This window comes from Streptomyces sp. WAC 04229, assembly GCF_003947455.1.
Classification (GTDB): Bacteria; Actinomycetota; Actinomycetes; order Streptomycetales; family Streptomycetaceae; genus Streptomyces.
Genome location: NZ_QHJH01000002.1, coordinates 1 through 11,776, shown reverse-complemented (window position 1 = coordinate 11,776; position 11,776 = coordinate 1). Strand labels below are relative to the sequence as shown.

Genomic DNA, 11,776 nt, shown 5'->3' with positions numbered 1-11,776 from the left:
CCCTCCGGAGGGCACATGACGGGGGTTCGGACGTACGGGTGCGGGCGACCGCGGTGTTGAGGGCGCGACGTCAGAGGTTCGGAATCAGAGAGTCGGCGTCAGAGATTCGGCTTCAGAGGTTCGGGGTCAGAGGTTCGGGGTCAGAGGGACACTGCCATGCGGTGGTCGGAGACACGGCCGTGCTCGGGGCAGGGCTCGCTGGACGCATGCGGGCAGAGCATGGAGTGTTCGGTCACCGTGGCCCGGTACGCCCGGTACCGGCCGGGGGGCCGGAAGACCTCGGGGCCCCGGCTGAACGGTGCCTTGTCCAGGTAGATCTCCAGGCCCCGGTCCAGTTCGTCCCCGGTCAGCTCGCATGCCGTGGCGGACATGTACACCGCTTCGTCCGAGCCCGGCACCTGCTGCGAGTTGAACACCACGATGCCGACCTGGGGCCGTGCCGCGATGTTGCGGACCTGGGTCGCCTCGGGGGACGAGATCCAGTAGAACGTCGCGTATCCGTCGGCCACGTAGTAGACCGGGGACGCCCAGGGTTCGCCGTCGGCGTTCGCGGTTCCCAGGGTCATGAAACTGTTTCTGTCGATGAGGGCCCGGCCCTCCGCTCTCAGTTTCTCCATGTCCATGGCGTAGACCATACAGCTGAGACGCCGTCAAAGCCGTTGCTTCCGCGGAGGTTTCCTTTCCGGGGAGGTTCCTTCCCGGGGGTCCGGACATTCCCCGGTATTCGCCGGTCGTTCTCCGGGCCCGACGGGCGGAGTCTTCCCCGTTCACTGACACGCAAGAGCAGAGGCCATGCCTGAACTCCCGTCGCCTGACAGCATGTCAGTCGACGGGAGTTCAGGCATGGCCTCTCAAAGAGTGGTGCCGGCGAATGCGGTCACCGGTGTCGTGTCCTTGCTGACCAGGAATTCCGGGCGCGGCGACGAATGGGGGGCGTTGCTCACCGCGTTGTAGGTGATCAGCAGCATCGCCCGGCGGTCCGGGGAACGGTTCGACGACGAGGCGTGCACGATGCTGGGGTGGAAGGCGAAGACCGAGCCGGCCGGGCCGACGATCAGCTCCTTGCCGTACTCCTCCCGCAGCCGCTCCGCGACGTCGTCGGGGACCGTGTACTCGAGGTCCGCCGCGACGTGTTGGCGCCAGTCGCCCGAACGCCCCGCTCGGCCGGCCGTCTCGACCAGCCCCAGCTCATGGGTTCCCGGCAGGACCTGCAGCGGGCCGTTGCCCTCGTGGGTGTCGTCGAGGAGGACGGCGATGTTGACCGCACGGTCGTCGGTCATGCCGTCCTCGTTCCGCCAGAACGTGTAGTCCTGGTGCCACGGCCAGGCCGCGCCCTCGAAGGGCTGCTTCAGGTTGACCTTGAACTGGTAGACGTAGACCGGCTCGCCGATGATCGACTCGGCCAGGCCGAGGAGCAGCGGGTGCCGCACCAGCCGCGCGCTCGTCTCGTCGAAGAGATGGCAGCCGTGGACCGCCCGCACGACCTCGGTGTCCTTCTCGAACACCACCTCGGGACGGGTCTGACGGCTGATCCGGTCGATGCTGTCGCGGATTCTGCCTGTTTCATCGGCGCTGAGCGACTCGGTGTGGCGATGATATCCGGCAGTCCGGTATTCGACCTGAGCGATATCAATGTCCTGCGTGGCCAGTGCCATGGCTGGCGACACCTCCGAATGGTTGTCTTCTGTCCCGATTGTTCGACGGCCGGTCGTCGCAAGCGCGCCGGAAAGGGGCCGGTCCATGCGCTCTCATCGGCATCCGGCTCCGCAATTCCCCGGACTTCGGGGCGAAATCCCATAGTGGTCGGCGCGCCACCCGGGGTCATCTCTCTGATTGCGGAGCCGCGCACGCTCAGCCGACGGATTTCCCGGAGGTCGGCGGCGCCCACCACGCGCGGTGGTCGGCGTACCAGCGCACGGTCTGCTCGAGGCCCGTGTCGAAGTCGTGCCGGGGCACGAACCCCAGCAGGCCGGCGATCTTCGAGCAGTCCACCGAGTAGCGCCGGTCGTGACCGGGGCGGTCCGCGACCCGGCGGATGCGGCCCCGGCCGCAGAGCGCGACCAGCCGCTCGGCGATCTCCCGGTTGGGCAGCTCGGTGCCGTCGCCGATGTTGTAGATCTCGCCGGCCGCGCCCTTGGTGCGCACCAGGTCGAGCGCCCGGGCGTGGTCGGCCACGTGCAGCCAGTCCCGCACGTTCAGCCCGTCGCCGTACAGCGGTACGTCCCCGCCGTCGAGCAGATTCGTGATGCACCGTGCGATGAACTTCTCCGGGTGCTGGTAGGGGCCGTAGTTGTTGGCGCACCGGGTGACCCGCACGTCCACGCCGTGGGTGCGGTGGTAGGCGAGGGCGAGCAGGTCGCTCGCCGCCTTGGTCGCCGAGTACGGCGAGCTCGGGTCGAGGAGATCCCGCTCGCTGCTGCTGCCGGTGGGCACCGAGCCGTACACCTCGTCGGTCGAGACGTGCACGAACACGGCGGCATCGCCGTGGCGGCGGGCGGTGGCCTCCAGGAGGGTCTGGGTGCCGAGCACGTTGGTCCGGGCGAAGGCAGTGCCGTCGGCGATCGCCCGGTCCACGTGCGACTCCGCCGCGAAGTGCACGATCTGCTCGTGTTCGGCCACCAGGGTGTCGACCAGAGGGACGTCGCAGACATCGCCCCGCACGAAGCGGAACGAGGGGTGTTGCGCGACGGGGGCGAGGTTGTCGAAGCGGCCCGCGTAGGTCAGCTTGTCGAGCACGGTGACCGTCGCGGGCGGGCTGCCGTCCGTGAGCAGCGCGCGGACGTACTGCGAGCCGATGAAACCTGCCCCGCCGGTGACCAGAATCCGATCCATGTCCTGATCGTCGCCGCCGGTCGCCGCGCGGGCATCTCCCAGCGTGCCACGGCCCGCAATCGGCGAGTGGCCCTGCCGCGCGTGCCTCGGTAACCCTGGTGCGGTGACTGACGAGACCACGCCCACCCGGCTGGTGGGCGGTGCCCTGGCCTTCGCCGTGCCGTCGTTCCCCGACGAGCGCGGTGTCTTCCGTACGCCGTTGCGGTCGTCGGCGTTCACGCCCGCGGCCGCACATCCGCTCTTCCCGGTGGCCCAGGTCAACTTCAGCGTCTCGCGCCGCGGTGCGGTGCGGGGCCTGCACTACACCGCGACCCCGCCGGGCACCGCCAAGTACGTCTACTGTGCGCACGGCCGCGCCCTGGACTTCGTGGTCGACCTGCGGGTCGGCTCGCCGACGTTCGGGAGTTACGACGTCGTGGAGCTCGGCCGGGAGGACAGCCCGGCCCTGTACTTCCCGCTCGGGGTGGGCCACCTGTTCGTCGCCCTCGAGGACCACACGGTGATGAACTACCTCCTGTCGCTGGAGTACCGGCCCGAGAACGAGCTGGCGCTCGATCCCTTCGACCCGCGGCTCGCGCTGCCGATCCCCGGCGACATCGAACCCGTTCTGTCGCCGCGCGACCAGGCGGCGCCCAGTCTCGACGAGGCGCTGGACGCCGGTCTGCTGCCCGACTACGCGGCGTGCCGCCGCTTGGAGGAGCGGTACAGCGCCTGCCAGTAGTAGCTCCACACCGGTGTGGCGGCCTCGGCGGCGCACTCCCAGCGGTCGCCCGGGGCGTAGACGGACACGAACCGGCGGGACTGCTCGTGCACGGCCTCGCTGTCGAAGATGTCGATGACCTCGGTCAGCAGTCCGTTGCTCAGCGCGGTGGCCACCTCGTCGGCGCCCCGCGCGTGGTTGTCCAGCTCCTTGTCGAGGAACTTGCCGACCGGCCCGTTGACGTAGAACGCCCGGCACCGCTCGTCGACGAGCCGGAGGTAGCCGCGTACCGCGTCCGGCGGCATGCAGGCGAACGAGTCGATGTTGACGGCCAGGTCGACGTCGTACGGGAAGGTGTCCGCGGCGTCCGTGGCCGAGTGGAACGACACCTTGGCGAACTGTTCGGGGCCGAGCACCGTGCGCAGGTAGGCGCGGGCCAGCGGCAGCGACTCCTCCTGCTCGACGATGTGGTACTCCGCGACGTCGTGGGCGGTCATCAGCGCATGGCCCGTACGGCCGTACCCGGCGCCGATCTCGACGATCCGCGCACCGTCCAGCCGGACCTGCTCGGCGAGGTAGCCGACCTCCTGCACCGCCCGCAGGTAGTCCATGTCGATCTCTTCGCCGCCGTGCCGGACGGTGATCGGGCCGCCGACGTCACGGGGGCTGATGCGGCGCAGCTGCTCCCGTTCCAGCGGGCTCAGCCGGCCGGCGGCGCTGTACAGCAGCGTCTTCAGGTAGCGCACCCCGTTGGTCCGCGGATCCCACAGTGTCAGCCTGAAGTTGGCGTCATCGGCCCGGAATCCCCGCAGTGTCTCGGTGTCCTGCTCGACGATCATCGTCGAAGCCTCCTCGATGAGGGTGATGGGCCTGGGCGGCCCGGCGCAGTGGAGTATCACGCCGTTCCCCGGCGGGTCACGCCTTTGAGAATGCGCACCGCCGGGCCACCTCGCGGGGCATGTGCAGACCGCATTCCAGGAGATCCGGCCGCGGGTCGCCCGCCACATACTCGGAGCCTGCGTCTCCGCCAGATCCGACTCGACGAACGGAGCGGAAGGTGAAGGGAATCGTTCTCGCCGGCGGCAGCGGCACACGGCTCTACCCGCTGACGCTGGCGACGTCCAAGCAGCTGCTGGCCGTCCACGACAAGCCGATGCTGTACTACCCGGTCTCGGTGCTGATGCTGGCCGGTGTCCGGGACATCCTGATCATCTCGAACCCCGACGTGGTCCCGCGCATCCAGGACCTGCTCGGTGACGGGTCCCGGCTCGGCCTGAACATCAGCTACGCCGAGCAGAAGGAGCCGCGCGGCATCGCCGAGGCATTCCTGATCGGCGCCGACCACATCGGGCACGACCGGTCCGCGCTGGTCCTCGGCGACAACCTCTTCCACGGCGCGGGTTTCTACAACGTGCTGCAGCGGGAGACCCGTGCGGTCGACGGCTGCACGCTGTTCGGCTACTCCGTCGCGGATCCCGGGCGGTACGGCATCGCCGAGACCGACGACACCGGCCGGCTGCTGTCGATCTGCGAGAAACCCCGCAGCCCGCGCTCCGACCAGGCCATCACGGGCCTCTACCTCTACGACGACGACGTCGTCGGCATCGCCGCCGGGCTGCGGCCCTCGGAGCGCGGCGAGCTGGAGATCACCGACGTCAACCAGGAGTACCTGCGGCAGGGCCGGGCCAGACTCGTACCGCTCAGCCGCGGCTACACCTGGATGGACTGCGGGACGCACGACACCCTGACCGCCGCCAGCCAGTACGTGCAGGTGATCCAGGAACGTCAGGGGGTGCGGGTGGCCTGCCTGGAGGAGATCGCGCTGCGCATGGGCTACATCGACGCCGAGACCTGCTACGAACTCGGCGCCCGCATGTGGCAGTCGGACTACGGCCGCTACCTCACCGAGATCGCCCACACCTTCGCCGCCCACACCTTCGCTTAGGAGGCCCGCCATGGGAAGACTGCTCAGGACGGCGACCCGGCGCGTCGTGCCCGCACACCTCCGGTTCGTCCGGCCGATACCACCGGGGGCCGCCGCCGAACCCGTGGCGCGTGTCTACCGCCAGGTCGAGGCCGACTTCGGGATGCTCGCCCCGCCGCTCGCCCTGCACGCCGCGGCACCCGACGTGCTCGCGGCGTGCTGGAGCATCCTGCGGGAGACACTGCTCGTACCGGGCCTGGCCGGCCGCGCCGACAAGGAGGCGGTGGCCGCGGCGGTGTCGCTGGCCAACCGCTGCCCCTACTGCGTGGACGTGCACGGTGCCGCCCTTACCGGACTGCTGGCCGGACCGGACGCCGCCCGCATCGCGGCCGACGGGACCGACGAGATCTCCGACCCCGGGCTGCGCGCCCTGGTCCGCTGGGCGCGGACCGGCCGGGGGCCGGAGCCGTTCCCGGCCGAACAGCGGCCCGAATTCGCCGGGGTCGCGCTGACCTTCCACTACATCAACCGCATGGTCAACGTGTTCCTCCGGGACTCGCCGCTGCCCTCCGTGCCGCAGCCCGCCGAACGGGTCCTGCGGCGCACTGCGGCCTCGGTCATGAGACGGCTCGGCCGGGTCCAGGTCGCCCCGGGCGAGTCGCTCGGCCTGCTGTGCCCGGCGGCGCCGCCCGCGGACACCGGCTGGGCCGCACCCGTACCGCACATCGCCGAGGCCGTGCACCGGGGGGCCGCCGCCATCGCCGCCGCCGGTGAGCGGAGTGTCCCGGCCGGGGTGCGCGCACTCGTCGAAACCCGGCTCGACGACCCGGACTCCGGTACTCCGCCGGTGGACTTCCCCGGATGGCTGGAGGGGGCGGTCCAACCGCTGCCCGCGCAGGACCGACCGGCCGCGCGCCTGGCGCTGACGACCGCCGTCGCGTCCTACCGCGTCACCCCCGAGCTTGTCGCGGAATGCCGCGCGGACGACGCGCAGCTGATCGAACTGACCTCCTGGGCAGCGTTCTCCGCAGCCCGCCGGACGGTCGGGCGGCTCGTACCGCAGGAAGGCACGCGGAAAGATGTGGGGCCGTCCGCCTGACTGCGACGCTCCACCGCATGGGCGGATCCAGCGAGGTTCCGTAGTCCTCGACGCCCTGCGCCCCACGCCGCCGCCAACGGGCCGAGCGGTCACGAGGAAGGGTGGACCACTGATGGGCAAGAAGCCACGCCGGGCGCTGGTGCTCGGCGGCAGCTACGCCGGCCTGTTCGCCGCGCGCGTCCTGACCGAGCAGTACGACGAGGTCCTGATCGTCGACCGTGACCGACTGGTCGGCGAGCGGGGACCGCGCCGCGGCCGCCCACAGGGCCGGCACATCAACGCCATGCACGTCCGCGGCCTCCAGGTCACCGAGGAGCTGTTCCCCGGCTTCGTCGACGGACTCGTCGCCGACGGCTGTCCGACCGGCGACTACGCCGGCTCGTGCCGCTGGTTCTTCAACGGGCAGCCGCTGGTCCGTGAGGACATCGGCTACATCGCGGTACCGGCCACGGCCCCGCTGATGGAACGTCACCTGCGGGAGCGCGTGGAGCGGCTGCCCCGGGTGCGGTTCGTCGAACGCCACGACATCGTCGGCCTCGAAGCCACGCCGGACCACTCCCGGATCACCGGGGCCCGGCTGGCCGACCTGGACGACGACCGGCGCGAGGTCGTCATCGAGGCCGACCTGGTCGTCGACGCCACCGGCCGCGGCTCGCGGACCCCGGCGATGCTGAAGCGGTTCGGCTACGGGACGGTCCCCGAGGAACGCATCAAGATCAACCTCGGGTACGTCACGCAGCACTACGAGCTGGACGATGACCCGTGGCGCGGCGACCTGGCCATCATCCCGGTCGCGTACCCGGGCTCCCCGCGTGGCGCGATCTTCACGCAGACCGACCACGGCCGGGTCGAGCTGACGACGTACGGCCTGCTCGGCGACCATCCTCCGACCGACCAGGAGGGCTTCTACGAGTTCGTCCGGTCGCTGGCGATCCCGGACATCGCCGACGCCCTGAAGACGGCCCGCCCGGTCGACGATCCGGTGCCCTTCCACTACCCGGTCACGCTGCGCCGCCGGTACGAGCGGATGTCCCGGCTGCCGGCCGGCCTGGTCGTCACCGGGGACGCGGTCACCAGCTTCAACCCGGTGTACGCGCAGGGCATGACCGTGGCCGCGATCTCCGCGCTGACGCTGCGCCGACACCTGCGCCCGGCCGGTGAGCCCGACCCGGCGACGTACTTCCGCGACCTGGCCCGCGACTGCATCGACGCGCCCTGGGAGATGACCACGACGGTCGACCTGAACTTCCCGGACGTCCCCGGCAACCGTTCCCTGAAGATGCGCATGGTCCAGCGCTACCTGCGGCTCGTCCAGGTGGCGGCGACCCGGGACCCGAAGGTCACCACGGCGTACCTGCGGGCCGCCGGCATGGTCGACACCCCGCAGTCGCTGATGCGCCCAGCCGTGCTGTGGCGCGTTCTGCGCGGCGCCTTCACCCGGCCCGCCGCCGCCCCGCCGCGGCAGCCGGCTCTCGCCCGGACGCGCTGAGAGCCCGCGTGCGGGCCCCGCCCGGGGTTCGTACGCAGGCGCTGAGCTCAGCCGGTCCGCCACAAAGGGCCCGTCGTGCAACCTCCCCTGCACGACGGGCCCTTTGTGGCGGACCGTCTCAGCCACCACCCACCCCCTCGGCGGCCGGAGCGAACCACCGCGCGGCCAACCGCCCGGAAGACCTCCCCGGCGCACCTGTCGTCACAGCACCGGCTCTCCCCGGCTCTCCGTCAGCCGGCGACCATCGACCTTGCCGGTCGCGGTGCGCGGCAACGCGCCCGGCACGATCCGGAACCTGATCGGCAGCCGCACGTCACCGAACCGCTGCCGCACAGACGCCCGCCACTGGCGCTGCGGCGGCTCCTCCTCCCGCGACACCACGTACGCCATGAGCGAGGTGACGAGGCCGTCGTCGTTGCGGGCGGCCAGCACGGTGCACTCGGCGACCGAGGAGTGCCCGTCGAGGACAGCCTCGACCTCGGCGAGTTCGATGCGGTGGCCCTGGATCTTCACCTGCGCGTCGTGCCGGCCGCGGAACTCCAGGAGTCCGTCCGGCCGTCTCCGCCCCCGGTCGCCGGTGCGGTACCAGGGGCCGGGGCCGCACCCGGGGACGGGACGGAACGCGGGACCTTCGCGGCCGCCCCGCAGATAGCCCGGGGTGACGTACGGGCTGCGCACCACCATCTCGCCCTCGTCCGCCTCGCGGTCCGCGTCGTCGAGGAGCAGCACCTCCCGGCCAGGAATGGCCCGGCCGACGGGGACCGGGCCGGCCGCGCCGCGCGGGATGCGGTGCCAGGTCGCGGCGATCGTCTCGGTGGGGCCGTAGAGGTTGTACAGCTCGATGTCCGGGGACCCGGCGTGCAGCGCCCCGACCAGGTCCGGCGAGATCGCCTCGCCCATCAGGACCAGTCGCCGCACCGGCTGCGGCCGCCCGTCGCTCGCGCGGGCCAGCTCGCGCGCGAAGCTCGGGACGGTCTGGAGCACGTCGACCTGCGTCTCGGCGAGCCAGTCGAGCAGCCGGGCCGGGTGAGCGCGGATCTTCGGCGGTACGGGGCACAGCGTCGCCCCCGAGAAGAGAGCGGCGAACGTCTCGCAGATCGCCGGGTCGTGCTCGGGGTGCACCCACTGGGCGACCCGGACGCCGGGGGCGAGGCCGAAGGCATCGGCGAACCAGCGGCCGAACTGGGCCAACGCGGCGTGCGTCTGCGGCACCCCCTTGGGGCGGCCGGTGGAGCCGGACGTGTGCGCGATGTACGCCCAGTCGTCGGGCCGGACCTCTTGATCGGGCGCGGCCGCAGCGGGCAGTTCCGTCACGTCCAGGGGTGCGGTCCCGGTGTGCCCGGCGTACCAGGCGACGAGGGCGTCCGGGGGGCCCGCGGTCAGCACCGCGGCCGGGCGGACGTCGTCCAAAATCATCCGGGCGCGCTCACCGGCGGCCCCGGTGTCGAACCAGACGACGTGCGCCCCGGCGCGCAGCACGCCGAGCAGCGCCGCGTAGCGGTCCGGTCCGGGCGGCACCCGTACCGCGACCGGGCGGCCGGCGAGACCGGCGAGCGCGGCGGCGATGCGGACGGACCGGTCGTGCAGGTCTTCCGTGGTGAACTCCTCGGAGTCCCAGAGCAGGGCAGCGCCTTCGGGCCCGGGCTGCCGGACGAGGTGGTGTACGGCATCGGCTGTCATGCCGTGAGCGTGTCGCCACGGCGGGCCGCGGGTCTCCTCTCAGCGTGCCCACGGGGCGAAGAGAGCACGATACGAGGAGGGGTTGCACCGTTTCCTCCCCCTCCGCCCTTTCCGCCTTTCCGTCTTTTTTGCCCGCACGCTCTCAGAGCCGGTGTCCGCGCCCCGGCGCCCCGCGGGCTCTCAGCGTTCCGGTGCCCACAGGTCGGGGGCGGTCCAGCCGTCCAGGTCGTACTCGGCCAGGCACTGTTCGGCGAACGCCTTGTAACCGTCGAGGAGGCCCGTCGCGGTCTGTGCGTGCAGCAGTTCGACCCGGGTGCTCTCGTGGTTGCCGGCGTAGTTGCGCTCGTAGAGCTCGTGCCGACCGCCGAACTCGGTGCCGGTCGCATCCCAGAGCAGCTTCATCACCTTGACCCGCTGCTCGGCGTCCGAGCCGTCCGAGCCGCGCAGATACCGGTCGAGGTAGGGCCGTATCTCCGGGCTGCGGAAGTCGTCGGCGCTGGAGTTCACGTAGATGAGCCCGCTTGCCACGTCCTGCTGGATGATCTCCTTGACCCGTGGATAGCCGACCTGCATGAACCAGCGGTACGCCATGCCGTACTGCGGGTTGGGCAGCAGTGCGCCGTTCTTCCACTCCACCGGGTTGCGGGCGGCCGCGTCGGAGAGCCCCCAGAACAGGTTGCGCCAGGCGAGCACCTCGCCGAGGCGGCTCTGCACGCCGCGGAAGTCCTTGGTGCCGGTGAGTTCCAGGGCCTTGGCCAGGAGGCCGGCGAGGAACTCGAGCTTGACGGCGAGCCGGGTGCAGCCGTGGAAGGTGAAGCGCTCGGAGAATCCGGACTGGCCGGCGAACATCTGGACCTTGCCGAGGTCTCCGTAGACGAACACGTTTTCCCAGGGCACCAGCACCTGGTCGAGGACCAGGATGGTGTCGTTCTCGTCGAGCCGCGACGACAGCGGGTAGTCGAACGGGGTGCCGACGGCGGCGGCGTTCGCCCCGTACGACGGGCGGCAGATCAGCTTCACCCCGGCCGCGCCCATCGGCACGGTGGCGATCAGGGCGAACTCCTTCTTGCGGACCGGCAGGCCGAAGTGGGCGATGAAGTTGTAGTGGCTCAGTGCCGAGCCGGTGGCGACCACCTTGGCGCCGCTGACGACGAGCCCGGCGTCCGTCTCGCGTTCGACCCGGATGTACACGTCGGCGACCTGGTCGGGGGCGCGGTTGCGGTCCACGGGCGGGTGCACGATGGCGTGGTTCCAGAAGAGCACCTTCTCCTGCGACTCCCGGTACCAGCGCTCGGCGTTGCCGCTGTACGGCGCGTAGAAGCCGGAGTTGGCGCCGAGGGTGCCGAGGAACGACGCCTTGTAGTCGGGGCTGCGGCCCATCCAGCCGTAGCTCATCCGGGCCCAGGCCGCGATGGCCCGCTGGTCGGCGACCATGTCGTCGACGGTGCGCGGGGTGCGGAAGAAGGGGTGGGTGAAGCCGCCCGAGCCGGTGTCGGTGGGGGCGGTCAGCACGTCGCGCTGCGCCGGATCGTGCAGCGCGTCGTAGAGCCGGGCGGTCATCCGCACCGGGTTGCGGAAGGCGGGGTGTGTGGTGACGTCCTTGACCCGCTCGCCGTTGAGGAAGACCTCACGGTCGTCGCGGAGGCTCTCGACGTATTCGTCCCCGGTCAGCGGCCGGGTCACTGTGCTGCCCCGGCACGTCGGCGTGCGAAGGGCCCGGACGCGACGGCCCGGGCCCCTTCGGACAACTCGGACGGGGCGGGAAGGGGGCGAGGGAGGGAGGGCGGCGTGGTGCCCGACTCGGTCATGCGCGGGATGACGGTCATGCCGTCAGCGTCACACCGGTTCCGGTGCCCGGGCATCTCCTCGGGTGCTCAGCGGTGAAAACGCTGAGCCCGGGACAGGCCTTGGACGTGAAAGTCCTGCTAGTCTTCTGAGTCAGGAATTCTGTTCAGATGTGTAGGGTTGCCTGATGGCGCGTACTGGGCGGCCGAAGGCCGAGCTGATCCTGTCGGATGAGGAGCGGGCTGCGCTGGAGGGGTGGGTGCGGCG

At 71.1% G+C, this 11,776-nt stretch carries 10 protein-coding genes; 4 read left to right on the top strand and 6 right to left on the bottom strand.

What is annotated here, in order from left to right; all coding sequences use genetic code 11:
- Positions 1-140 precede the first annotated feature (140 nt).
- From DMH12_RS00655 to rfbB, 3 genes are all read right to left on the bottom strand, one after another.
- Positions 141-617, bottom strand: a complete 477-nt coding sequence (locus tag DMH12_RS00655; RefSeq protein ID WP_260473962.1) for a pyridoxamine 5'-phosphate oxidase family protein — start codon at positions 615-617, stop codon at positions 141-143.
- A 234-nt stretch (positions 618-851) separates the two neighbouring features.
- A complete protein-coding gene (locus DMH12_RS00650; protein WP_260473958.1) occupies positions 852-1,742 on the bottom strand; it encodes a phytanoyl-CoA dioxygenase family protein in 891 nt (296 codons plus the stop codon).
- Between the two features lie 109 nt (positions 1,743-1,851).
- The gene (gene rfbB / locus DMH12_RS00645; RefSeq protein ID WP_125489525.1) at positions 1,852-2,832 is read right to left on the bottom strand and encodes a dTDP-glucose 4,6-dehydratase; all 981 of its coding nucleotides are present in this window, start codon (positions 2,830-2,832) and stop codon (positions 1,852-1,854) included.
- Positions 2,833-2,935: 103 nt separating this feature from the next.
- On the opposite strand from rfbB, the gene DMH12_RS00640 reads away from it, so the two are divergent.
- A complete protein-coding gene (locus DMH12_RS00640; protein ID WP_312023889.1) occupies positions 2,936-3,553 on the top strand; it encodes a dTDP-4-dehydrorhamnose 3,5-epimerase in 618 nt (205 codons plus the stop codon).
- Here DMH12_RS00640 and DMH12_RS00635 read toward each other — a convergent pair.
- The gene (locus DMH12_RS00635; protein ID WP_125489524.1) at positions 3,505-4,371 is read right to left on the bottom strand and encodes a putative sugar O-methyltransferase; all 867 of its coding nucleotides are present in this window, start codon (positions 4,369-4,371) and stop codon (positions 3,505-3,507) included. The two genes, DMH12_RS00640 and DMH12_RS00635, sit on opposite strands and share 49 nt — an antisense overlap.
- Positions 4,372-4,589: 218 nt before the next feature.
- Between DMH12_RS00635 and rfbA the strand changes: the two genes are divergently transcribed.
- The 3 genes from rfbA to DMH12_RS00620 all read left to right on the top strand — a co-directional run bounded on the left by rfbA (position 4,590) and on the right by DMH12_RS00620 (position 8,044).
- A complete protein-coding gene (gene rfbA / locus DMH12_RS00630; RefSeq protein ID WP_125489523.1) occupies positions 4,590-5,477 on the top strand; it encodes a glucose-1-phosphate thymidylyltransferase RfbA in 888 nt (295 codons plus the stop codon).
- Positions 5,478-5,487: 10 nt separating this feature from the next.
- Positions 5,488-6,555: a carboxymuconolactone decarboxylase family protein gene (locus DMH12_RS00625; protein WP_125489522.1), complete on the top strand. Its 1,068-nt coding sequence runs from the start codon at positions 5,488-5,490 to the stop codon at positions 6,553-6,555.
- Between the two features lie 112 nt (positions 6,556-6,667).
- Positions 6,668-8,044, top strand: coding sequence for an NAD(P)/FAD-dependent oxidoreductase (locus DMH12_RS00620; RefSeq protein ID WP_125489521.1), 1,377 nt, complete (start codon positions 6,668-6,670; stop codon positions 8,042-8,044).
- 201 nt (positions 8,045-8,245) lie between these two features.
- On the opposite strand, the gene DMH12_RS00615 is transcribed toward DMH12_RS00620, so the two are convergent.
- Together DMH12_RS00615 and DMH12_RS00610 are read right to left on the bottom strand one after the other, a co-directional pair.
- Entirely contained in the window at positions 8,246-9,724 is a 1,479-nt protein-coding gene (locus tag DMH12_RS00615) for an amino acid adenylation domain-containing protein (RefSeq protein ID WP_125489520.1), read from the bottom strand.
- A gap of 180 nt (positions 9,725-9,904) precedes the next feature.
- A complete protein-coding gene (locus DMH12_RS00610) occupies positions 9,905-11,407 on the bottom strand; it encodes a 4-hydroxyphenylacetate 3-hydroxylase family protein (protein ID WP_125489519.1) in 1,503 nt (500 codons plus the stop codon).
- Positions 11,408-11,776: the final 369 nt, after the last annotated feature.